The organism is Leptospira kanakyensis, assembly GCF_004769235.1.
Lineage (GTDB): Bacteria > Spirochaetota > Leptospiria > Leptospirales > Leptospiraceae > Leptospira_A > Leptospira_A kanakyensis.
Genome location: NZ_RQFG01000005.1, coordinates 888,020 through 912,544 on the forward strand (window position 1 = coordinate 888,020; position 24,525 = coordinate 912,544).

21 protein-coding genes and 1 pseudogene are annotated in these 24,525 nt (G+C 37.3%); 18 read left to right on the forward strand and 4 right to left on the reverse strand.

All coding sequences use genetic code 11. The annotated features are described in order from the left end of the window. Window positions 1-16: 16 nt before the first annotated feature. The 8 genes from EHQ16_RS04785 to EHQ16_RS04820 all read left to right on the forward strand — a co-directional run bounded on the left by EHQ16_RS04785 (window position 17) and on the right by EHQ16_RS04820 (window position 12,057). Window positions 17-1,924, forward strand: a complete 1,908-nt coding sequence (locus EHQ16_RS04785; protein WP_135635126.1) for a RecQ family ATP-dependent DNA helicase — start codon at window positions 17-19, stop codon at window positions 1,922-1,924. 123 nt (window positions 1,925-2,047) lie between these two features. Next, window positions 2,048-3,292: an amidohydrolase family protein gene (locus EHQ16_RS04790; protein WP_135635124.1), complete on the forward strand. Its 1,245-nt coding sequence runs from the start codon at window positions 2,048-2,050 to the stop codon at window positions 3,290-3,292. Beyond that, a complete protein-coding gene (locus EHQ16_RS04795; protein ID WP_135635122.1) occupies window positions 3,282-5,366 on the forward strand; it encodes a sensor domain-containing protein in 2,085 nt (694 codons plus the stop codon). Before EHQ16_RS04790 ends, EHQ16_RS04795 begins: the two co-directional genes overlap by 11 nt. Window positions 5,367-5,408: 42 nt before the next feature. Beyond that, window positions 5,409-7,808, forward strand: a complete 2,400-nt coding sequence (gene pheT, locus EHQ16_RS04800) for a phenylalanine--tRNA ligase subunit beta (RefSeq protein WP_135635120.1) — start codon at window positions 5,409-5,411, stop codon at window positions 7,806-7,808. Between the two features lie 47 nt (window positions 7,809-7,855). Next, window positions 7,856-9,817 (forward strand): 7TM diverse intracellular signaling domain-containing protein, encoded by a 1,962-nt coding sequence (locus EHQ16_RS04805; protein ID WP_135635117.1) that lies wholly within the window; start codon window positions 7,856-7,858, stop codon window positions 9,815-9,817. Between the two features lie 25 nt (window positions 9,818-9,842). Continuing rightward, the gene (locus tag EHQ16_RS04810; RefSeq protein ID WP_409035603.1) at window positions 9,843-10,400 is read left to right on the forward strand and encodes a gamma carbonic anhydrase family protein; all 558 of its coding nucleotides are present in this window, start codon (window positions 9,843-9,845) and stop codon (window positions 10,398-10,400) included. Between the two features lie 44 nt (window positions 10,401-10,444). Then, window positions 10,445-11,665: an MFS transporter gene (locus EHQ16_RS04815; protein WP_135635112.1), complete on the forward strand. Its 1,221-nt coding sequence runs from the start codon at window positions 10,445-10,447 to the stop codon at window positions 11,663-11,665. Between the two features lie 71 nt (window positions 11,666-11,736). Beyond that, on the forward strand, window positions 11,737-12,057 hold the full coding sequence (locus tag EHQ16_RS04820; RefSeq protein WP_135635110.1) for a DUF1330 domain-containing protein: 321 nt from the start codon (window positions 11,737-11,739) through the stop codon (window positions 12,055-12,057). A 2-nt stretch (window positions 12,058-12,059) separates the two neighbouring features. Here EHQ16_RS04820 and EHQ16_RS04825 read toward each other — a convergent pair whose 3' ends face one another. Then, on the reverse strand, window positions 12,060-12,563 hold the full coding sequence (locus tag EHQ16_RS04825; protein WP_135587481.1) for an acyl-CoA thioesterase: 504 nt from the start codon (window positions 12,561-12,563) through the stop codon (window positions 12,060-12,062). Between the two features lie 89 nt (window positions 12,564-12,652). On the opposite strand from EHQ16_RS04825, the gene EHQ16_RS04830 reads away from it, so the two are divergent. Next, on the forward strand, window positions 12,653-14,545 hold the full coding sequence (locus tag EHQ16_RS04830) for a putative bifunctional diguanylate cyclase/phosphodiesterase (protein ID WP_135635108.1): 1,893 nt from the start codon (window positions 12,653-12,655) through the stop codon (window positions 14,543-14,545). Between the two features lie 84 nt (window positions 14,546-14,629). After that, a complete protein-coding gene (locus EHQ16_RS04835) occupies window positions 14,630-15,556 on the forward strand; it encodes a cation diffusion facilitator family transporter (protein ID WP_135635106.1) in 927 nt (308 codons plus the stop codon). On the opposite strand, the gene EHQ16_RS04840 is transcribed toward EHQ16_RS04835, so the two are convergent. Together EHQ16_RS04840 and EHQ16_RS04845 are read right to left on the reverse strand one after the other, a co-directional pair. Next, window positions 15,548-16,150: a glutathione S-transferase family protein gene (locus EHQ16_RS04840; protein WP_135635104.1), complete on the reverse strand. Its 603-nt coding sequence runs from the start codon at window positions 16,148-16,150 to the stop codon at window positions 15,548-15,550. The two genes, EHQ16_RS04835 and EHQ16_RS04840, sit on opposite strands and share 9 nt — an antisense overlap. Continuing rightward, window positions 16,134-16,790 (reverse strand): DAPG hydrolase family protein, encoded by a 657-nt coding sequence (locus EHQ16_RS04845; RefSeq protein WP_135635101.1) that lies wholly within the window; start codon window positions 16,788-16,790, stop codon window positions 16,134-16,136. Before EHQ16_RS04845 ends, EHQ16_RS04840 begins: the two co-directional genes overlap by 17 nt. A 95-nt stretch (window positions 16,791-16,885) precedes the next feature. Here EHQ16_RS04845 and EHQ16_RS04850 point away from each other — a divergent pair, with 95 nt between their 5' ends. Continuing rightward, window positions 16,886-17,536, forward strand: coding sequence for a TetR/AcrR family transcriptional regulator (locus EHQ16_RS04850; RefSeq protein WP_135635099.1), 651 nt, complete (start codon window positions 16,886-16,888; stop codon window positions 17,534-17,536). A gap of 113 nt (window positions 17,537-17,649) precedes the next feature. Here EHQ16_RS04850 and EHQ16_RS04855 read toward each other — a convergent pair whose 3' ends face one another. After that, a complete protein-coding gene (locus EHQ16_RS04855) occupies window positions 17,650-18,855 on the reverse strand; it encodes an MltA domain-containing protein (RefSeq protein WP_135635097.1) in 1,206 nt (401 codons plus the stop codon). Window positions 18,856-19,334: 479 nt separating this feature from the next. Here EHQ16_RS04855 and rpmH point away from each other — a divergent pair, with 479 nt between their 5' ends. The 7 genes and pseudogenes from rpmH (at window position 19,335) to EHQ16_RS04890 (ending at window position 24,481) form a co-directional block, all read left to right on the forward strand. After that, on the forward strand, window positions 19,335-19,496 hold the full coding sequence (rpmH, locus tag EHQ16_RS04860; protein ID WP_135635095.1) for a 50S ribosomal protein L34: 162 nt from the start codon (window positions 19,335-19,337) through the stop codon (window positions 19,494-19,496). A gap of 26 nt (window positions 19,497-19,522) precedes the next feature. Beyond that, window positions 19,523-19,828, forward strand: a pseudogene (gene rnpA / locus EHQ16_RS04865) (ribonuclease P protein component); the annotation flags it as partial. Next, a complete protein-coding gene (gene yidD / locus EHQ16_RS04870; protein ID WP_135596247.1) occupies window positions 19,825-20,052 on the forward strand; it encodes a membrane protein insertion efficiency factor YidD in 228 nt (75 codons plus the stop codon). The pseudogene rnpA and the gene yidD, both read left to right, overlap by 4 nt. A 3-nt stretch (window positions 20,053-20,055) precedes the next feature. Then, window positions 20,056-22,011 carry a membrane protein insertase YidC gene (gene yidC, locus EHQ16_RS04875; RefSeq protein ID WP_208742229.1) on the forward strand — a complete coding sequence of 652 codons (1,956 nt, stop codon included), beginning with the start codon at window positions 20,056-20,058 and terminating at the stop codon, window positions 22,009-22,011. Window positions 22,012-22,039: 28 nt separating this feature from the next. Further along, window positions 22,040-22,771: an RNA-binding cell elongation regulator Jag/EloR gene (gene jag, locus EHQ16_RS04880; RefSeq protein WP_004784914.1), complete on the forward strand. Its 732-nt coding sequence runs from the start codon at window positions 22,040-22,042 to the stop codon at window positions 22,769-22,771. Continuing rightward, window positions 22,764-24,149, forward strand: a complete 1,386-nt coding sequence (mnmE, locus tag EHQ16_RS04885) for a tRNA uridine-5-carboxymethylaminomethyl(34) synthesis GTPase MnmE (RefSeq protein ID WP_135635091.1) — start codon at window positions 22,764-22,766, stop codon at window positions 24,147-24,149. The genes jag and mnmE overlap by 8 nt, the downstream gene beginning before the upstream one ends. Window positions 24,150-24,229: 80 nt before the next feature. Beyond that, the gene (locus EHQ16_RS04890) at window positions 24,230-24,481 is read left to right on the forward strand and encodes a hypothetical protein (RefSeq protein ID WP_135635089.1); all 252 of its coding nucleotides are present in this window, start codon (window positions 24,230-24,232) and stop codon (window positions 24,479-24,481) included. Window positions 24,482-24,525 lie beyond the last annotated feature (44 nt).

Consider the following 24,525-nt stretch of genomic DNA (forward strand, 5'->3'; position numbering starts at 1 on the left):
CAAAAATGAGGGTAAAATGGGGAATCTTATCGTTGACCCTTTCGGATTTGCAGAAATCTTGAGAGTTACCTTGGATCTACGTTCGGAACTCAAAACCAAATTCGGTTTTTCGGAATTTCGCCCGGGCCAAGAAGAGGCCATTCGTTCCATCTTCGAGGGACAAGACACCTTGGCCATTTTACCAACCGGTGCGGGAAAATCTCTCATCTACCAATTCCCCGCCAGCATTCAGAAAAACAAACTAACCCTAGTTATATCTCCTCTCATTGCTTTAATGAAAGACCAAACCGAGAGTTTACTCGCCAAAGGAATTCCTGCGGCGTTTTGTAATTCCACTCAAGACGAAGTGGAACAAATGACCATCCTTGCCAAGTCGGTAAAAGGAGAAATTCGAGTCCTACTCGTTTCCCCAGAGAGAGCCTTGTCGAATGGATTCTTACGTATCTTTCGGGAACTGGATTTATTTGCCCTTGTTGTGGATGAAGCGCATTGCGTTTCGCAGTGGGGACATGACTTTCGCCCTGAATATCGCCAAATCCATGTTTTGCGGGAACGTCACCCTCGTCCTAATTTTCCCATCCTCGCACTGACTGCAACAGCCACAGGCAAAGTCCAAACCGATGTCCAAGCAGCTCTTGGAATGAAATCACCCAAAGTAGTACTTTCTACTTTTTATAGACCCAATTTAAAGTTCAGTGTGGAATATCCGGCTGCCGAAAGGGACAAGGCGGACAGACTCATTGAACTTTTAGAACCTTGGAAAGACGGAAGAAAATTTCCGGGTCGCGCCATTGTTTACTGTGCCACAAGAAAAAAAACCGACGAAGTTTATGATCTTTTAAAAGACTTCGGATTCTCTGTGGGAAAGTACCATGCAGGTCGCACTGATGGAATCCGGGAACGAACACAAAATGCCTACTCTTCTGGTAAAGTTCCTATCCTTGTGGCCACCAATGCCTTTGGGATGGGAATGGACCAACCTGATGTTCGTTTGGTGGTGCATTACCAAGTCCCGGCTTCTCTGGAAGCTTATTACCAAGAAGCAGGTCGAGCCGGAAGAGACGGACTTGGATCGGAATGTGTTTTGTTTTTTAAAGCGGGGGACGTGGCCACTCAAGCTTTTATGTTATCAAAAGAAACAAACTTCAAAGGAGGAGACACTCTTCTCAAATACATAAAAGAATATGCGGGCAAAGAAGAATGTAGGCAGACCCAACTTTGTTCCTATTTTGGCGAAACCATTTCTCCTTGCGGAAGTTGTGATATCTGCACTGAAGTAGGTGCCAATCTCCACCGTTCTAAATTTTTAAAATCGGAAGCTGCAAAAGTTCAAAAGAAAAATGAAAAACGGGATTATCCTCTTTCCGAATGGGAAGAAGAAACCATCCAAAATTTTTTGAAAGAACATCCGGCCGTATTTGGAAAAACCATCATCGCTAAAACTCTTGTAGGCAAACGAACCAAAGATGTACTCCGATACCGAATGGAACGAAATCCCTTCCATGGAAAATTGGATGGAATTCCAGAAGAAGCAGTGGTGGCTAAACTGGAAACTTGGGTAGAAGAAAAAAAAGTCCTCGTGGCCGGAGCCAAATATCCAAAACTTTATTTGCCCAATTTTGCCAAAATAAAATCGAAATCTTCTTCATCTAACTCTGATAATACGAATCTATCAGCCACAAAACTGAAAAAACCACCCACTCTCAATTCACAAATATTGAAAGAACTCATAAACTATCGGGATCGGAAAGCAAGACAACTCAAATGGAAGAAGTTTATGGTATTTCAAAATCCTGTTCTCAAACGAATTGCAGAAAGAAAACCAAAGAACCTTTCTGAACTAGAAGCCACAAAAGGTGTTGGCCCTGCCAAAGTGGAGCGGTTTGGAAATGATATCATTGATATCTTATCCAAATGGGACTGATTTGATTTTAATTGCCCCGTACTCAATGAACCAAGAAACGGGGTTCTAAACACTCTCAAATCCCAAGTAAATTCCCTTGAAACTTTCCTAGTCTCTTAGAATCTGCAGATTCATAGGGGCAAAATGGAAAAAATTGCAGGGAAGATCGTAACCCACGAAAGGGAATTTGAAGGTACGATAGAATTTGATTCGAATACCGGACTCATCACATCTATAAAAGATGGAATCGATGCCGATGCTCGCCAGTTTTCTGATGGTTCGGTGATTTTTCCTGGTTTCGGTGATATCCACATCCACGCAAGAGAAGATGTGAGTGGAAAACATACTTATAAAGAAGATTTTATCTCAGCAGGTAACGCTGCCATCAATGGGGGTGTGATCCATGTGGCTGATATGCCAAACAATCCGGTTCCTCCCATTGATGATGAATCCTACGCCGCAAAACAGGCGCTCACTAAAAAAGCACCCATCCATATCACTTTGTATGCAGGGATCGGCCCACATACCAAACCTTTGGAGAAAAAAGTTCCCTATAAAGTGTTTATGGGTCCATCCATCGGAGAATTATTTTTTCATGACAATGCTTCTTTAGAAGAAGTCATCAAACATTATGTGGGCCAAGACATTAGTTTTCACTGCGAAGATCCAGAAATCTTAATTGCTAATCAGTCACAACCTACCCATGAAGAAAGACGACCCAAAGAAGCAGAAACAGTGGCTACCGATTTTGCTTTGTATTTGATCGAAAAATACAATCTCAAAGGCAAACTTTGTCATTATTCGACAAAAGACGGTCTTTCTAAAATCATCGCGGCTAAAAAACGAGGAGTGAATGTGACTTGTGAAGTGACACCCACTCATTTGATGTTTGATACAGATATGTTAACAGAAACCAATCATAAATGGTTTCAAATGAACCCTCCACTTCGTGGCAAAGAAGACCGCGAAGCTATGGTAAAAGGGATTTTGGATGGGCATATTGACTATTTGGCAACGGATCACGCCCCCCATTCTATAGAAGAAAAACAAAAGGGAACCAGTGGGATCTCTCAACTCGATACTTATGGGTTGTTTGTCACCTATATGATACTCAAATTAAACATTCCCATGAAGACCATAGCAACAATATGTTCCAAAAACCCTGGCGAATTTGTGGCCCCCTACCTTCCTAACCATTTTGGCAAAGGAGTTGGTATCATTAATCAAGGTTATGCGGCGAATTTTTCTATCCTAAATTTAAAAAAACCAGTTGAATTTAAAAAATCAATGGTTAAAAGTAAGTCCGGCTGGTCACCATTTGAAGGATTTAATTTCCCTGGATCCATCGAATCAGTTTATTTTTTAGGCAAAGAAATACATGCAAAATGAGCCATTAGGCAGTAAAATTCTCTCTGGACTCACAGTTAAGTCACTCCTTGCCGAATATCCGAATAGTTTTCAAGTATTAGATTGGGAAGGGAATTTTGTTTCTGTTACCGAACGTTTTGCTCGGTTTTTAGAATTTGAACCCAAAGAAATTGTCGGCAAATCTATAGTCGACTTTGCTCACGAAGACGACAAAGAGAACACAAAATACACTTTTGATAGTCTGGGTGAAAATCCGAATATTGTAAATTTCGAAAACCGTTTGGTCACAAACTCTAAAGAAGAGGTATGGATCATTTGGTTACTCATCCCTTTACGTGAGTCCAAAATCATTTTGGGTTTTGATCGCGATGTCACAATCCAAAAAGATATATCCTTTGAATTCCTCCTCCAACAGCAGAAGTACAAATCGATTTTTGATAACCTTCCTATGGGAATTGCAATAACGGATGAAAAAGGAAAAATTATTGAAACCAATAAAACAGCAAGAACCTACTTTAACATCCAGGACGGGGAACTTTTAAATCGTACTTTAAACATTCGTAAATACACCCTCATCCAACCCAATGGAAGTAAAATCTATCCAAGAAATTCCAGCCTGATGCGAGCCCTTCGTCACAAAGAAGTAATTCGTAATATGGAAATTGGTCTGATCAAGGAAGATAAAATTACTTGGTTTGATATTTTAGCCACTCCCATCCCTATGGAAAACTTTGGTCTGGCAGTTGCCTTTCTCGACATCACACAAAGAAGGCATGCAGAAGAAAAAATCGCCTACATGGCTTTTTTTGACCAACTCACAAACCTTCCCAATCGTAATTCTCTTATTGATAAACTATTTCCTATCTTTGAAGAAGCAAGAAGGCATGGAAACCTCGTCGGAGTTCTTGCAATTGATTTGGATAATTTCAAAATCATCAATGATTCCAGAGGCCATGACTTTGGTGACAAAATCATCAAACTAGTTGCTTATCGAATTCGAGAAAGTATACGAGTGTATGATTTGATCAGTAGACAAGGTGGAGATGAGTTTACAGTTGTATTACCTGATTTATCAAACGAAAGAGACGCAGCCGTCATTTCCGAATCTATTTTAGATGCGATGACACATCCATTTGTCATTGATGGCGAAAGGATATTTGTTAATATATCAATTGGTATCGCCTTATACCCAACAGACGGAAAAGATTCCAATACCCTTCTAAAAAATGCAGATAGTGCCCTCAACTTAGCAAAGTCGCAAGGGAAAAACTGTTATGTATTTTTCACTGAAGAACTCCAAACCGTTGTGGCAGAACGATTAGAAATCGAAAACCGGATGCGGATTGCCATCATCGAAAATCAATTCACTTTGATGTACCAACCCAAAATCGATCTTTATACAAAAAAACCAACGGGTGTAGAAGCTCTCATTCGTTGGCGTCATCCGGAACGTGGACTTATCTCTCCCAATGTTTTTATTCCCATCTCCGAAGAAACAGGAATGATTTTAGCAATTGGGGAATGGGTGATTAAGTCAGCCATCCAAACCATGAGGTATTGGAAAGATGAAGGGATTAATGATGTTTCAATGGCGGTCAATATTTCCACCAAACAGTTCAAACACGAAAGACTCATTTCAACCATTGCGGAAAACTTAAAACTATTCAAAGTGGATCCGCATGATTTAGAAGTGGAACTTACAGAAAGTTCCGTTATGGAAAATGCTGATGCTGCCGTTCGTACGATGCAAGAGATTCGAAAACTCGGGGCCAAAATCGCCATTGATGATTTTGGAACTGGGTATAGCAGTTTGGGGTATTTGAAAAAACTTCCCATTTCCTCCTTAAAAATTGACCGTTCTTTTGTATCTGAGATCACATCCGACAAAGATTCCAAAACCATCATCCATGCTGTTTCCAACCTAGCACATAACCTTGGTTTGAGTGTGGTTGCGGAAGGTGCGGAAACCGAGGAACAGGTACAATTACTTGCAGAAAGTGGAGTTGACCTCATCCAAGGATTTTATTTTGCCAAACCGATGACTTCCGAGGATTGCCTTCAATTTCTGAAGACAGAACTTGGAATTTCGGATTGACCCGTTCGCTTTCCCACCGTTTTTATCAATTAAGGATTTCACTTGAAACTTTCAGTTGATTGGTTAAACGAATTTACCCCGCTCTCCCAGATTCCGTTCGAAAAGGTTCTGGAAAAAATTAATACATCCATTTGCGAAATTGATGATGTGGAAGAATTTAAAGTCCACCTATCGTCGGTTATCACTGTCAAAATCAAATCACTGGAAAAACATCCCAATGCGGAGAAACTGCAAACAACCATCGCCACAGATGGCTCCAAGGAATACCAAATTGTCACAGCTGCCACCAATGTGAATGTGGGTGACATTGTTCCTTTGGCTCTTCCGGGAACCAAATTAGATGGAAAAGAAATTTTAGATTCGGAACTAAGGGGTGTTCGTTCCCAAGGGATGTATTGTTCCGAAAAAGAATTGGGTCTCGCTTTAGAATCTTCTGGTGTTTTGATTTTCCCTGCGGACACAAGTCTTGGAATCTCCGTTCGCAAACTATATTTATGGGAAGATACCATTCTCACGATTGATAATAAATCCATCACACATAGACCAGACCTTTGGAATCATTTTGGATTTGCACGTGAACTGGCATCCCAACTCCAATTGCCTTTGAATGATTTTCCTTTCCAAGCAGATACAAAATGGGAATCCGGAAATGAAGGACTCACCGTAGAAAAAACAGACAATGCACACGCGTATTATGTTTGTTCTATACAGAATGTAAATATCACTCCATCAAATACCAAAATCAAATCTAGACTCGAAAAATGTGGAATTCGTTCGATCAATAATGTTGTGGATGTTTCCAACTATCTTTTGTTAGAGCTAGGGCAACCCACACATTTTTTTGACCGCGAAAGATTAAAGTCCACATCCTTTTCTGTTGTAAAATCAAAAGAAGGTGACTCCTTCCCTTTGTTAGATGATACAACTCCAAAACTTCAAAAAGATCTTCTTCTCATTCAGAATGGAAAAGATCCCGTTGCCCTCGCGGGTGTGATGGGAGGAAAGGATTCTGCGGTGATCGATTCTACCAAAAACATAGTGATGGAATCGGCAGTTTTCAAAAGAGAAGATGTTCGTTATACAATCCGTAAAACCAATATCCGTACAGAATCTGCGGTTCGTTATGAAAAAGGTTTAGATAGTTATACTTGTTTACCTGTGATGAAACGGGCAGTGCAACTATTGAAGGAGAATGGAAATCCAAACATCAAAGTTTATGAACCTCAAGGTTTCAACCAAACAGAATCAAAATCGGTTACCATTCAAACGAATCTAACTTTCTTACGTAATAAATTAGGTAAAAACATTTCACAAAGTGAAGTCACGGAAATCCTAAACAGACTTGGATTCAAAGTCACAAACAAGGAAGAAGAATTAACGGTTCTTGTTCCTAAATACAGACAAAACTATGATGTTACAATCCCCGAAGATCTTGTGGAAGAAATTGGAAGAACCATTGGTTATGCTTCGATCAAAACTGAAGCCCTTTCTATGGCAGTGGAAACACCAATTCGAAATCCATTACGTGAATTGGAAAGAAGGGTCAAAAACTTCCTCGCTTTAGAAATGGGATTCAACGAAGTTTATAATTATTCTTTTGCCTCCCCTACTGATTCTAAATTCGAATCAAAAGAAGAAAGTTCGTCCTTAAAAATTGCCAATGAAATGCCAGACGAACATTCGTTACTACGAAACAGTTTATTCCCAGGACTTATCAAACAAGCCAAACTCAACCAAGACCGATTTGAGTCTGTTAATTTGTTTGAACTAGGTAGAACCTATCATAAAGAAGGAAAAGGAACGGAACTTGCGGAAGAAAGACGTTGGATGTCCATCCTTTCTCTTTCCAAAAACAAACCAAATGACTTAACAGGTGTTGAATTAGAGTTCTTACAAGTTAGAGAAACCATTTCTGAACTTTTCCAGTATTTAAACCTACCGAAGTTCGAATGGGCCAAAACAAATCGAAACTATTTCCACCCTAGTGCTGGACTTGTTTTGACTTACGATGGAGTTGAGATTGCCGAACTAGGCATCCTTCACACGCGTTATGCGGATGAATATGATTTAAAACGCAGAGCCATTCTTTCTAAAATCAATATGGAAAAGTTAGTGGAAGTTTGGGAAAAGTATGGAAGGAACTCACATTTTGTTCCACCTTCTAATTTCCCGCAAGGCCAATTGGATCTTTCTTTACTCATGAACGAAAAAGACGCAACTGAATCTTTTGCAAACCTCGTGAAAGAGATGAAAATTCCAGAACTAGAATCTGTTTTTGTCCAAACCATCTTCCAAGGGGAAACAGTGGGTGAAGGAAAAAAATCTGTCACCTATCGGTTTAGACTTATGTCCTATGACAAAACATTTACACAAGATAGGTTCAAAGAACTTTCTGATTCCCTTGTAGAAACAGCAAAGAAGAACGGATATAGTTTAAGATAAATTTGTTTTGACAAATCCCGATTTTTATCGGGAAATCATCCGAGTTTATGAGGGCACTCCTAACAGTCATTTTGTCGGGTTTGGTCTTATCCTGTTCCCGACTGGAAATACAAAAGTCTATCACTGATGATAGTTTTGTTCCGCAAAAAATCGATTATGCGATCTCTTCGGCCATTGATGTAGATTTTCAAAAACTCCGATGGACACCAATCTTTAAAAACAATTTAAGTTTAGGTTTCCAATCGGATCATGTTTACCTTCGGATCAAAGCAACCAACCAAACTTCTGCAAACAAACTGATCCTTGATTTAGGAAATCCACATTTAGATTTTGTTCGTCTCTATGAAGAGGGAAATCCAGAACCCATTAAAGAAGGTGGAGATTTTATTGCCCATTCACACTGGGACGCTTTTTCTAAATCCATTGCTTTTGAATTGGATTGGAAAGAAAATGAAACAAAAACATTAATCCTAGAAACAAAATCTTCATCAAATATAAGTTATTTGATTCGATTTTATTCCAAAGAAACTTTTTATTTAAAAGAAAATTTAGAAAACACCATTCTGGGATTTTTTTACGGAACCATATTCATTATGGTAATTTATAATTTATTCATTTATTTTATCTTAAAAGAGAAAGCATACATTTCCTATTCCATATCCATTTTTTTTAATTTGGCCTTACAAATGTATTTAAATGGAATTCTCAATCAGATAGTCACATTAGACCATCCAGAAATTCACAATCGAATTGGTAGTATCATTGTTACTTGTTCCGCATTATCAGGTTGGACTTTTGCCCAACAAACTCTCAATCTACGAGAACTAAATCCTTGGTCTCATAGACTCATCCAATCTTTAAAAATCATTGTTCTATTTTATATTTTAATTCCGTATTCCTATCTATCCATTCCCATTGCCGTTCGTTTAGGAAATCTAATTGCACAAATTTTTGTTGTTTCTGTCCTTGTGGTCGCCTTAGTCAATTATAGTACGGGAAATAAACAAGCCAGGTTATTTCTTTTTGGTTGGATTACCTTACTTTTTGGAATTTTAATGTATACTTTGATGCAAAATGGTATTTTGCCTGTGAATCTATTTACGATTTATGCAAATCAAATTGGCTCCACTTTAGAAGCTGGCATTTTATCACTTGCTCTTGCCAACAAAATCAACGAACTAAAAGAAGAAAAAGCAAATACCCAAGCATTAGCACTAGTGACATTGGAAGAAAAAGTTAGAGAACGAACAAAAACTTTGGATGAATCATTAAACTTAATCAAAAAGGATTTGAACGTTGCTAAAAAAATTCAAAAAACTTTGTTTTCTGACATTAAAACAAGCGATCCAAGAATTCATTTCCATTCCTATTACCAATCAATGTCAGAGGTGGGTGGAGATTTTTATGACCTAACACAAGTAAAACCTGACTACTATCGAATTTTTGTAGCAGATGCCACAGGACACGGAATCCAAGCCGCTCTCATCACCATGGCAATCAAAGCAGAATACGAATCACTCAAAATGATTTATGATCATCCTGACGATTTAGTATTTCATATGAACCAAATTTTTATTAACAAATACAGTAATGTTCAAACCATATTTACTTGTTCTGTCTGTGATATTGATTTAAAAAACAAAATGTTATTTTATGCTTCTGCAGGACATCCCGACCAAATCCATCAGAGAATTCATGACATCAAACTCCTTCCAAGGACTGGGAAAATCATTGGACTTATGGATCATACCCAATACCGGGTCATCGAACACCAAATTGAAGAAGGGGATCGTATTTTTCTTTTTACCGATGGAATTTTTGAACAATTTAACGAAGACAAAGAATTGTTTGGTGAAGAACGATTGTATGATATTTTAAAAGAGAACCTAAAGATGAGTTTGGATCATACAATGGCAAAAGTACTCAGCGAACTATCTTCGTTTACAGAAGGAGACGTAAAACAAGACGATATAACATTTATCGGTTGCGAAATTCAAAGTCTAAGTTGATTTTGATATCATGTCCTATTCAGAAATTCCTGTTTTTACCAAACCATTCATCCACCCATCTGCCACTGCTTTTGGTATGATTGAATACGGAACTTCCGTATCTTTATGGCCGGGTGCTGTGGTGCGGGCCGATATGAATACAATCAAACTAGGAAGTTATGTCAATATCCAAGACAATTCCACTTTACACACAGATAGCACAAGTCCCATAAGTATCGGCGAATGGACATTAGTTGGACACAACGTAATGATCCATGGTTGCAAAATTGGAAAAGGGGTTCTTGTTGGGATTGGCTCTATCATTCTTGATAGTGCAGAAATAGGTGATGGTTCCCAAATTGCTGCTGGTTGTATGATTCGCGGTGGGAAAAAAATCCCTCCCCGATCCCTTGTGGTTCCCGACGGATCAGATATCAAAATTTTTCCAGGCAAAGCAAAACCAGAATTAACAGTAGCTGGATGTATCGAATACGCCCATCTTTCTATTCGGTTTGAAAAAAATATCTTTGTTCCCTTTCAAAAAGAAGAAGAAAAGCATTTCGTATCCCAAGCTAAAGAAATCATTTCAAAGTTAGGGATCTAAATGATTAAAATACAAATTTCTATTGTCTAAAACATATCTCTCTTATGAAAAAAATTATAGATAAATTACAAATCCTAGGAATTTTTTCGATCACACAAACTGTCTTTCAAATTGGAACTGTTATGATTATGGCAGTCTCTGCACTGGCAGGCCAAAACATAGCACCTGCTCCAGAATCTGCTTCTTTACCTATATCCTTCGTGATTTTAGGAACTCTGCTGGGTTTAATTCCTGCATCCAGGATCATGAAATGGAAAGGAAGTAAATTTGGATTACTTACAGGGACAGTCATTGGAATTTTAGGTGCGGCTCTTATATCCTATGCTATGTATGAGAAAAATTTCATTCTTTTCTCCGTTGCACATTTGTTATATGGGTTCCACCAAGCATTTATCCAATATTTAAGATTTGTTGCCATGGAATCTGTTCCAACTCATGATAGAGCAAGTGCATTGTCTTGGATTTTAATTGCAGGAATTCCAGCGGCATTTCTTGGCCCACTTGCCGGCCTCTATGGAAAGGAACTTTTCCCAAACTCATTATATTTGGGATGTTATTTAATTTTAATTTTTAACTTATGTTTGCAGTTTTTCTTTATCCTATTTTTACCCACACCCAACAAAGAAATAACAAATACAAATCTAACGAATAATGATTTATCTCCAAGAACATCGGTTAGACCATTCTCTTATCATATTCAAAATTTTGGACTATGGGTTTCTATTTTAGCAACTGCCTTTAGTTTTGGAATCATGGCGATGCTTATGTCTGCTTTACCTGTTGCAATGAAATCACATGGCCATGAAATGCATGCGTCCACTTTGGTATTACAATGGCATATTTTAGGGATGTACATTCCTTCTTTTTTCTCAGGCCAATTGGTGCGAAAAATGACAGCACCGTATTTGATTCTTTTGGGAATTTTTGTGATGGCTCTGGAAAGTTTTGCGGCACTCCAAGGGACTGAATTTTTACCTTTTGCAACAGCGCTCATTTTACTTGGTATTGGTTGGAATTTTATGTATGTAGGTGGAACAAACCTACTTGTCGAACAATACCATCCATCGGAAAAAAACTCCATCCAAGCGGTAAATGATACAATCGTTTATTCTTTTGCGATCCTTTCCACTTATAGCGCGGGTTATTTGGAAAACAAAATCGGTTGGCTTTCTCTCAATTTAGTAAGTATTCCTTTTTTGGTGATAATGGCGGGGTTGGTCATTTTCTTTATTCAGAAGAATGGAAAAAAACCAAAAATTTTATGACTAGTAATTGGCTAAAAATATCAAAATCAAAAAATTTCAAAATTTAATTTAATTTTACAGCAGGAGAAAATATGGAAAATCAACTATTATCATTAGAAACCATTATAGGTATTCAAGTAAAGGATGATGAACTTTATACGAAATATAGAACTGAAATGAAATATTTGTTAGATAAGTATGAAGGTGGTTTTCGGTATGATTTCAAAATCCAAGAAACATTAAAATCGGAAACAGAATCTTCTATCAATCGACTATTTTTAATTTATTTCAAAAATAAAGAAAGGAAACTCAGTTTTTTTGCAGATCCCGAATATAAAAAAATAAGGGAAAAATATTTTGTCCCATCGGTTGAAAGTACAACTCAAATCGCTGAATATGAAAGGTATTTTTAAATTTATTTTCTTCCAACTTTGATTCTGGCTGCAAATTCTTTTGCCATTTCAATTCGGAGTTTTCCCTCTGCATATCTACGTTTTTCCAGTTCCGATTCCAATCGTAAGGGAGGAACGGGACAAGGTTTTTTGTTTGAGTCCAAAGCAACAAACGAGAGATAGGCGGTTGTAGCTCGGACCATTTCGCCTGTATATGGGTTTTCGCGGTTTACCTGTACGCCTACTTCCATCGAAGTAGTTCCCACATAATTTACCATAGCTTTCAAATTCACATGATCACCGATCTGGATTGGTGTGATGAAATTAATACGATCGATACTAGCCGTCACCGCTTCGTGACCGGAATGTCTTTGCGCCGACATCGCCGCAATCGAATCAATCCAACTCATGATAGCCCCACCGAATGCTGTTCCATAATGGTTCGCATCGTTAGGAAGTACAAGGTGTCTAGTTTCTACAGCGGAATCTTGGGGAGACTTGGCAGGTAAATCATTAGTATTCGTCACAATGAGGATAACTTAGTCTTGACCAATCACTAAGGAAAGGCTTTTTTAAGGTTTTCTCGGACAAGTTCAAATCGTCTAATGAAAACCAAATGGTAACAGATAAACATAACTATGTCTATTGGACGAAATTCAGGAAGGACACAAGTCCTCTGCTTCGCCGCTTTTTATTAGTTACGTCTGCTTTGTTTATTGTTGCAGCAGTTTTACACATCATTCCATTTTTTACAAACCAAGGAGAGATTGATTACATTTTTCTTTTTGTCGATTTAGGAATTTCCGGAATTTTATACCTAGAATATTTATTAAAAAACAAAGTTCCACTCGTCGTTCGAGTTTTTAGTTTGATTGGTACCACTATTTTTATATCCGTTTTGTCATTTGTTCGCAGCGGATTACTCGGAACCGGAGAAATTTCCTTAGCCTTTATCATCATTTCATTTTTTGTTTTCCTTCCACCAATCCTCAGTTTGGTTTCATCACTTTTAATATCTATCCTTCCTGGAATATTTGGTATCATGGTTTATTTCTCATGGTTGCAATTCCCAGAATTTTTAGGAATCCGAAACAATAGCCCAAGGGAATGGTATTTTAAATCTGTTAGTCTTATCATTTTTTCGATCTTAAGTGGATTTTTAATCCAAAGACTTAGAGCAAAATTAATCAAAAACATAGTTTATTTAAAAGAATCAAGAAGCAAAATACTTAAAAACAAAAAACATATAGATAAATTAGCATTTTATGATTCTTTAACTCATTTACCAAATAGATATTTGTTCGAAAATTTAATTAACAATAGAATTGAGTTTAGCAAACCAGAAACATTCCTCCTACTGATCAATATAAAAGGTCTTAGAGTCATTAATGCATTACATGGAATTAGTTTCGGTGATCAAATACTGACACTCATAGGAAGTGTTTTAAAACAATTCACTGAAGAACGACCGGATACCTTGGTTGCCAGTTTGGGCGGTGATGAATTTATCCTTTGGATTCAAAATTCAACGAAAACAAAAATTGAGGAAGCAATCGTAAAGTTTGATCTTAATAACAACCAAATACTCACACCTGAAAGATTGGGACATAGACTACAATACCGCGTTTCCGGAATCCAATTCCCTAAAGATACAAAACATTTAGATGAAATGATTCGTAAACTTTCCATCGCAATGAATGTGGCCAGAGAAGAATCTTTGCCAAAATTAGTTTGGTTCCAACCTGGAATGGAATCAAAAATAGAAAGAGAACAAAAACTTAAAATATATTTAGAAAAAACCATCAATCAAAAAAGTTTCAAAATTGCTTATCAAGAAAAAGTTGATATTAGTTCCGGAAAAACAATTGGACTCGAGGCTCTGGCACGGTGGGATGCCCCCGAGTTTGGCAACGTTCCTCCCGACGAATTCATTCCAATCATCACAAAATCAGAGTTAATTGTTCCATTTGGGAAATGTATCTTTGAAAAAGTAATTTCACACATTCCTAAATTACTAGAAACCTATGGAAAAGAAATCCAGGTTTCTATCAACATATCACCAATTTTCTTTTTATATCCAAATTTTAATGAATATATCATCCATTGTTTAACAGAACAAAAAATAGAACCAAAAAACATAATATTCGAAATCACCGAAGATGTGTTCTTGGACGAAATCGAAACCATCGAACGAATTGTTTCTGAACTTAGATCCAAAGGAATTTCTGTATCCTTAGATGATTTTGGAAAAGGATATTCCTCCCTTCATTATATGCAAAAAATTCAATTTGATGAATTAAAAATTGATAAATCGTTTTTAGATGATATTGCAAATTCTGACAGAAATTTTCTACTTCTAGAATCGATTTGCCATTTGGCCGACTCTTTGGGACTAAAAACAATTGCAGAAGGGATTGAAAATGAAGACCAAATCCTCCGCCTCAAACAAACTTCTTGTCATGTTGTCCAAGGTTATCTATATTCAAGACCAGAAATACTGTTTGATTGATTAGTCCCAAACTCGTTGGTTGATTTTGTTTTTCCCCTCTTTCTTTAGTTGCAGAGAAAAAACGAATCTAAAAATATATCCTCTATGGGACAAGGTCATAATCATTCTAAACACGACCATCACTCGCACAACCATAACCACAATCATTCGTCCTCCTCGTCTAAAAATCTAGCCCTAGCATTTTTACTTAACTTAAGTTTTTCCCTTCTAGAACTAATCGGTGGTCTCTTCTCTAATAGTATCGCTATCATCTCTGATGCCTTTCATGATTTTGGAGATGCTTTATCATTGGCTCTTGTTTGGTATCTGCAAAAAATTTCAACAAAACCAAAAGACAGTTTATTTGATTATGGATACAAAAGGTTCTCCATACTCGGAGCACTCATCATATCCGTTATCCTTTCTGTTGGTTCCATATTTATGATCATCGAATCTATCAAAAGATTCATCACTCCGGAAGAAACAAAAGCAGATGTAATGTTTGCACTTGCCATCATTGGTGTTATTGTCAACGGGATTGCCATGATTCGACTCAACCATGGCAAATCACTCACTGAAAAAGCAGTGTTTCTTCATTTTTTAGAAGATATACTCGGATGGATTGCAGTGCTTATCGGTAGTGTTGTTATGATGTATTTCAAAGTCCCCTGGTTCGATCCATTGTTATCGTTATCGATTGCATTATGGATTTTATGGAATGCATACGGTAACATCAAACAAGTGATGGTTGTAATGTTACAAGCTGTTCCCGAATCAGTGGATCGTAATGACCTCATTGAACATTGGGAAAAAATCAAAGGGATTCAGTCGGTTCACGATATCAAAATTTGGAGTTTGGATGGGAATCACCATGTTGCTTCCCTACATGTACTCATAGACAAAACGGTCAAACTAAACGAATTCCAAAAAATTAAAGAAAAAATTAGAAAGGTTGCATTGGAATTTGAAATCATCCACACAACCATCGAACTAGAAACTGACGGCGAACAGTGTAAACTTCATTCAGACTGAATTCATTGGTTTAAATTTATCTAAAGATTGGATTCGTTTGATCCAATCTAAAATCTTTGGATACAAAGATAAATCAAATCCACCTTCATGAGCAACATGAGTGTAAGCAAACAAAGATATATCCGCAGTAGTCATAAAATCTCCTACTAAAAACTTTGTTTTTGTTAGTTGGGTTTCCATAACTTGTAAGGCCTTATGACCGCCAATTTGTTTTGATTCGTATTCGGCACGTCTTTCTTCAGGAATCCCCAGATAATGGCTGATAAATCTTGCTACTGCAATGTATGGTTCATGACTGTACTGTTCAAAAAACTGCCACTGAAATACTTTTGCTCGTTCAAAATTATCTTTGGGAAGCAGATGACTTCCTTCTGCCAAAAAATTCAAAATGGCATTGGACTCCGACAGAATCCTCCCATCATCCAAAATTAAAACGGGAATTTTTCCATTCGGATTCATCTGTAAAAATGAATCTGTTTTGGTTTCTCCTTTTTTAATGTCGATGTCTTGCCATTCATACGGAATTTCTAAGAAGGAAGTTACAAGTAAAAGTTTATAACTATTTCCTGATTGTCTGTCACCGTAAATTTTCATTTTCTTTCCTATAAAGGTTTGGTAAAAATCTTTCGAACTGACCCACCTCTTCAATGTTATGTTTGATCCAAAAAAAACCGTGTTGTTTGTCAAAAAACAAAAACTCAAAGATTGGCCGTATCAGCTTAAAACTAAATCCCTTCCATCCAACAATCAAACAATTTTCATAACGAGTTCCCTCGGCGCTGTCCTTAAAACTATATTCCATTCTCGCAATGGGTAAAAAACCATAAAGTTTTGGATTATGAATGAAACCTTCCTCATCTAATTTTTCGATGGGACTTACCACATTTACTAAATAACTCTTATTCCTACCCAAGTATTCTACGATTCGAAGTTCCGCGCCAGATCCCACACTGCCATCAGGTTTTCGTTTTTCATAACTGACATGGACATGATCTTCGGGGTGCCAAACATGATAACGATTGTAAATCTTTCCTTCATATTCGATTTCACCTTCCAGATGTTGGAACCACCAAGCCAACATTTTTGGATGTACACCCCTGATTGTATCATGGCGAATCCAATATTTAACCCTTCCGTCTCTAAGTATTTCCCGTCCCGATTCAGCCGAATCCACAGACTTACGATTCCACTGAATTTCCAACTTTGGTAACAACCCCAATTGAACCTTTTTCATTTCGATCTCCCAGGTATAGTAAACACTATACAAAAAATCAATCGAAAAATTTCGCCCCTTAGAAAAAATGATTCCAAACGGACTCGAGTGAACCTATGAAACTGACATTAAAATTACTACAAAACGAATTTGAATTTTACCAAAACCCAGAATCAGAAAAGGAAAAAGATATAGTAAGCGCTGCTGAGGAGGTATTTGCTGAATTAGGATTTACTGGTGCCACAACAGCAGAACTAGCAAAAAGAGCCGGTGTAACAGAACGTACTCTCTTTAAATATTTCCCTTCAAAGAATGATTTATATAGGCGGGTTCTAGCGGGATTACTTCTTTCAACAATTGTGCCTGGCCATATGTCTGATTTAAAAGAAAGATTAGAATCATTGAAACCAGATTTTAAAGACTGGTATATTTCTATTTTAAAAGCAAGGTATGAAGCTGTCGCAAAAGAACCTCAAAAATTAAAATTACTTCTCGGTGCTCTTCTTTTCTCAAAAGAATTTTCAGAAATTTTTGGAACTCTTTGGAAAATAAATTTGTATGATACTTCTGTAAAAGCCATCCAATACTTTCAAAAAATAGGTGATATCAGAAAGGATTTAGATGCAAACCAAATCGTTAGAGCTTCTTTTAGTTTGAGTGCTAGTTTTTTAATTACTAAATTTATATTAGCACCCAAGTTACCATTGGATCCGAATCAAGAAATCGAAACGTTATTTTTGATTTTTTATCAAGGAATCAAAAAGTAAAAGTTCGCAAATATCGCGAAGGCTCTAAAACCTCAGATGATGTTCTTCAAAATTATTTTATTACTATTTAATTCATTTTTAAATCATTTGAATTATCTAGTAATAGAAGAGACTTATTTATTTCTAGTTTTCTCCTTTTTGGGAAGTAACAAAGTTACTTTTCCTTTGGTTAACAAATTGTTTGCCATTTCTTCCACACCATCACCACTTCCCAAATAATAATCCAAACGACCCGCACCAGTGATTGCATTCCCTCTGTCGTGAACAAACACCAAACGATCGTTTATCGTTTCTTTGTTTGATTGAAATGAAAGAAGGATTGGTAATCCAAGTGGAATTTTTTTGTCCATAGCAACAGATCGAAAAGAAACCAAACGAATTCCGTCACTTCCCATTGGTCCGAATGAATTTTCATTTAATTGCTTTTTTGGAAACGATTCTTTTTCAAAAAATATATATCTTGGATTTTTCAAAATGGCATCAGTAACTTCCTTAGGCCTGGATTGAATACAATTTGAAAGATGGTATGGTTTGAGACTTGGACAAATTCCTTCCAAATGAACGGAAGGACTAATATAATTCTGACCATTGTCCGCAGCATAGTTGATTCGAAATTTTTCTTTTGTTTCTGTTTCGACAACTGCGGATCCTTCCAACTGCGCCAAATGTAAGTCTGTCAAACGTAAGAAAACAATTGGTTTGGAATATTTTTCCCAAATGGATTTTTGACTCCACTTTTCTCGAAGAAAGAGTTTCGGATTTTCAGATATTGTTAGATCAGATTTTGGTGGAGATAACGCAGGATATTGGTATTCTCCTTCTGGTTTGTTTTTTCCATAAATTCGTACTTCATAATATCCTGTTATAGTGGGAGGGCCATCAGAAGGGCTCAAAACAAAAAATATAAAATTTTTTTTGATTTCATTTTGAATTTGGTGAGAGGGTGTATCACGAATGATCATTTGAAGATTTTCTAAAGAGCGAAGAACCTCCTCATTGGTGTATTCCTCTTCTCCAAAACGAAATTTACTATCTTTAGGTTTCCTCTCAAAATATCGGATGGATTCTTTGAAAGCAAACTCTAGATTCAGATCTTTTGTATGATCCAAATTTTTGGAGGAACTAGAAGTTTGAGGGTTATGCGAAACTAAGGTTAGGTCTGTTCGTTTCTGACTTTGGTCGTAATTTCGATTCTGCGTTGGCTCTGCAAATAAAGCCATAGCCAAAAGTAAGCCGATGACAAAGGAAACTGACGCGATTTTGATCACCAGACGAAAAGGTAAGCCACTTTCTTTTTTCAGTTGGTTACCTTTGCCCATAGAGTATGGTTTCGTTTACTGCTGAAATTTTGAATACCTTTAAACAGATTGAGACGAAAACTGGAAAATTCACGAAAGAAAGTTTGCGATTTTCTTTGGAAAGTGATGAGAAAAGGTAAGTCAGTTTCGAAAGAAAGCAGTGCTAGAAAGGAACCCACTATCAAAGGAAAGAGACTGTCAAAGGTAACTCACTTTCGATGGAAAGTGATACAAAAAAGAAACCCAGTTTCGAAAGAAAGGGACTAGAAAAATTCACTCAGTTACTCAGGATATAATCACGACTTAGTGACCCTCTTTCCAAAGAAAACTATGCAAAAAGGTAAGCCCTCATCTAAAACTGAATGTTTTTGCCTTATGTCTCATAAGAAAGTCGCTGTCCAATCATTTTTCCCAATTCCCCTTGACTTCCATGGGGGTACCAAAAACCTTTCAAAAGACCTCATATTTTTGCGATCATATATAGATTAATTAGGTGTTTCATGAAACGTACATTCCAACCGAGTAAAATTAAACGCGTGAGAACTCACGGATTCCGAGCCAGAATGGCTACCCCAGGCGGAAGAAATGTGATTGCCGCAAGAAGAAGAAAAGGACGCGCTAAATTGACTGTTTCCGACGAAAAAATCGGGAGAAAGTTCTAATTTAGGAGCTTCCTTCGGAGACCCTTCGCGACCAAACCAGGATCCAGGAACTCTTTCGTCAGAATCGTAAAATGGGCAGGCCACCGATGCGATGGCTTGTTCGAAAAAACGGCCTTCCGTTTGCCAGTTTTTTATTTTGTCCCGACAAAACTCACAAAACAGCCGTTGCACGAAACCGTTCCAAACGAATTCTCAGAGAACTGGTTCGGAACCATCTTTCTTCAATACCAGTAGGATACGATTGTGCCCTACTGGTTCAGAAAGAATTTGCGAAGTTATCTAAGGAAGACCGAGAGGTTTTGTTCCTTTCGGTTCTAAAACAATTCCCATGAATCGGCTGTTTTTGGTTCTTATTTACCTCTACAAAAAACTGCTGTCCCCACTATTGCCTCCGGCTTGCCGATTTACCCCCAGTTGTTCTGAATACGCCAAACAAGCGTTTGAAACCTATCCATGGTATAAAGCATTTGTTCTCAGTGTAGTTCGAATTTCTAAATGCCATCCTTATCATGAGGGTGGGCATGATCCTTTACCGAAATCCTTTAACAAGAGTTAACTTATGCAAAATGATTCCACTAACAGACAAAGTCGTTTATTCCTAGCGCTATTTCTCAGTTTAGCAGTATGGATGGGGATTAACTACTTCTTCTTTCCACCACAAACACCGAAACCAAAAACCGCTGATGAAGTTTCTAACAAAGAAAACTCTGAAAAAGAGAAAACTAACGGAACCACTACAGATCCAAAAGCAGAATTAAAGAAACCAACAACAGAAACACCAAAGTTAAATCCGGTAAAACCAGAAGATGTAAAAACCTTCGCATTAAAAACAGATTCCTTTTTAGTTCGATTTTCTAGTTTAGGTGGAAGGATCACTGAATACTATATCAAAGATCATAAAGAACCAGATGGTTCCGAGTTTGCTGTCGCAAAAGATCCTAAGTTTCAAATTGAATTTGATGGACAAACGGAAAAAGCAGTGGAACTCACGAGAGGCCAAGGTTTTGACTTCAACATCATTGAAGACAAAGACACCATTCCTTTTTCAGCATACAACTTAGTAAATTTTAGTTCCAGTTACAACGCTGAAACAAAAACTGTAATCTTCGAAGCACCTTCGTTAGATGGTAAATTCACAATCCAAAAGAAATTTCAATTTTTCCCTTCTGAAAATTATTTTAAGTTTCATTTAACACTTAAAAACAGATCAAACGAAACCATCAATATTTCTTCATCAAAATCTGATGTTTACTTTAGATCCTTCAGTTCTCTTGGTCCAGTACTTAAGAAAAAAGAAGATTTTAATGACCGTGACAATGCACACTATTTCCGTTATTACTATTTAGATGGAAGTTTTAAAGACCACGTAGACGGAACCACCACACAAGGTTTTTTTGATAACCTGTTTGGTTCGAATGATGGAAAAGACACTCGTTACGAAATCAAAAAAGGTTCTAACGAAAAAGTAGACTTCGTGGGAACAGGAAGCCGTTACTTCATTGGGGTTATCGATCCATTGGATGATAAACCAGCAGGAGTTCTTCTTGATAATCGTAAAGGAAACGAAACAGGTGTTCTTTTAGTTTATGATAATTGGAAACTTGGACCCGGCGAAGAAGTAAACCTAGATTATGCTGCTTATGTCGGAGTGAGAGAACTTGATGGAACCGCTTTCCGTGACAGCAAACTTGATCCAAAAATCAACAAGGACTCTGTATTTGCAGGCCTTAGTGATTCTCTCGACAAGTCCTTCAACCAAGGGATTACAACCCCTCTTCGTAATGGAATTGTTTGGATTTTAAAAAAGATCTATCTCGTCATTCCTAACTATGGTTGGGCAATTGTTATTTTTGCCATCCTTTTCAAATTAGCATTTTATCCGCTGAACAAAAAACAGGCGGAATCGATGAAGAAGATGCAGGAGTTATCTCCACAAATCAAACTCATCAATGAAAAATATGCAGATGATCCGAAACTCAAACAAGAAAAAACTGTAGAGTTATACAAAAAGAACGGAACCAATCCGATGGCGGGTTGCCTTCCGATGCTCATTCAAATTCCTATCTTTATCGCATTGTATACTGCGTTCTCTGACACAGTGGATCTTTGGAATTCTCCATTTTTATGGATCACTGATTTAAGTGAACCAGACACTGTTTACACAACTCCAAAGTTAGCTTTTATTGGTGCGCTTGCGATCAATATCCTTCCACTCATCATGGTGGCTACACAAGTGGTTCAATCTAGAATGACTACGGTTTCCTCAGACCCTAACCAAAAGATGATGATGTATATGATGCCTGTCATCATGTTATATTTCTTCTGGTCAATGCCGGCTGGTGTGACTATGTATTGGACAATGCAAAACATTCTGTCTATCGCACAACAAGTGTATACAAATAAGTTTGGTAAATCGGAAGATAAAAAACCAAAAAATAATGGGCCAGAACCAGCAAACAACGCTTCAGCAGTTGCAAGACCTGGTTTTAGAAACCAGAACAAAAAGAAAAAATGAAATCATTGTTTAACAAGGAAGATCACAGATGAATAATTACATTTTCGAAGCCGAAGGAAAAACTAAAAGTGAGGCAGAAGAATATTCACTCGAAACACTTCGCCTCCAACCAGGCGATTTACGATTCGAAGTAGTTGATTCCGGAAAATCCGGATTTTTAGGAATCACACAAAAAAAACCAGCCGTTGTACGTGCGTTTGTTGCAAACAATGACATCCCATCCGAAAAAATCATTCATGGAGTGATCATTACCATTTTGAAAAAAATGGGGATCCCTGCTGAAGTTGTTGGAATGGGTGATGTTGATGGAAAAATCTACGTTGAACTCACGAGTAAAGAATCCGGACTGATTATCGGAAAACGAGGAGGCACTTTAGATTCACTTCAATTCCTTCTCAACCTAATGGTTGATCCAAAAATTCGTCACAATAGAAAAATTGTTTTGGATATTGAATCCTACCGCGACAAACGTGAGTTATCTCTCATTCGATTGGCAAAATCTGTTGCTGCATCCGTAATTAAATCCGGAAGATCAAAACTACTCGATCCAATGAATCCGTTTGAAAGAAGAATTGTTCATATGGCAATCCAAGAAGATGAAAGAGTGTTCACAAGATCCGAAGGAAATGGAACTTTCAAAAGAGTTCGTGTCATCTCTGCAAAAGAAAAACATAAATACAAAGATTTGGAAGATCCGTCTAAAAAAGGCCTTCCTGTTGAAGACTTTGCTGACGGAGTAGACCAAGAAGATCTTGATTGATACCATTGCGGCATTGTCCACAGCCTCAGGGCCCGGAGCGATTGGCATCCTTCGGGTATCGGGCTCTGCCGTATTGCCCATTGTTCTGGCCGTTCTCCAAAAGAACGGATCTCCTCTCACCGAAGAATACATTAAAAACCAAACACGGACTGCCATTTATTGTGATTTTGTAGATGCAGATTTACCTTTAGACCAAATTGTATTTTTTTATTTTGCTTCACCTAACTCATATACAGGTGAAGATTTGGCCGAGTTCCATTTACATGGAAATCCAATTCTACTCAAACGTGCCTTACAAATCCTTTTCGATAAAGGGGCAAGGCCTGCCCAGAAGGGTGAGTTTACAAAACGAGCTTACTTAAATGGTAAAATCAATTTATCCGGTGCAGAAGCGATTGGTCGACTCATTGAAGCTCGCTCTCGATATGAATTAGAGTTAGCACAAAAAAACGTATTTGGCGAGATTACAAAATTAAGTTCAAAAATCAGAAGTGATCTGATTTCACTGAAAGCAGAATGTGAAGCAGAAATAGATTTTTCTACGGAAGACTTAACCTTCGAAAGTTTAGAAGAAAGGAAACATCGAATGGTTTCTCTAAAGAATCTTTGTTCTAAACTCATCAAAGATTCTGAACGAGCAGAAACATTAATTTTACAATCCACTGTTGTTCTATTTGGAGAGCCGAACACGGGTAAGTCGAGTCTGATGAACGTACTCATCGGAAAAGATCGGTCGATTATTTCGGACATTCCCGGCACCACGAGAGATTATATTGCCGAAGAATTGAGTTTGGATGGAATTCCGATTCGACTTGTGGATACTGCCGGAATTCGAGAGACATCGGATAACATAGAACAAATGGGGATTGAACGAAGTAAACGCGAAGCCGATAGCGCCAATGTAAAATTACTTCTCATCGACACCTCAATCCCATTCGACAAAAGTTCGTTTTTAACAAAACATAAAGAACGACTTCATGGTGCCATCCTTGTTGCCAATAAAATTGATGAAAAATATAAAGATTGGAACCGAAACCAATTGGATGAATTACAAAATGAATTTGAATTGGAAGTGACAGAGATCTCTTGTAAAACAAAAATCGGCATTCCTCATTTATTAGAACTTTTGAAAACAAAACTCATTTCTCAAGATAACTCGGAAGATGTGGTTTTATTGGAAGACCGACAAAGATATCATATTCAAAAAATAGAATCTAATTTATCCGAAGCCATCCGGCTTATGGAAGATAACGCACCTGCAGAAATTTACATTCAGGAAATCAATACCTCCCTTAAAGAAATTGGTGAAGTCAATGGTCATGTGGAAAATGAAGAAATCCTTGGAAGGATATTTAGTAAATTTTGTGTGGGTAAATAATTCACAAAAACCCTAAAATTTACGATTGTCTATTCATCGAAATAGTATCTAATTGGTGCACATTCCATACGAGGTAAAAAATGAAAAAAATTCTTGTGATTCTCTCTATTTTCTCTTTCAGTACTTTCGGCGTTTTTGCTCAAACAGAAGCAGACGAAGAACCTACTATGCAAACTGAGGAAGCTTCCGAAACCGTTAAACCTAAAAAAGAAAAAATGAACAACAAAGACGGTGAGAAAAAAGAGAAAAAGAATAATAAAAAAGGCGAGAAAAAGGCTAAAAAAGCTAAGAAAGCCAAAAAAGAGAAAAAAGCAAAAAAAGACGCTGAGTAGTCTAAATCTTTTTCAAAGTAAAACCTCTGGAAACAGGGGTTTTT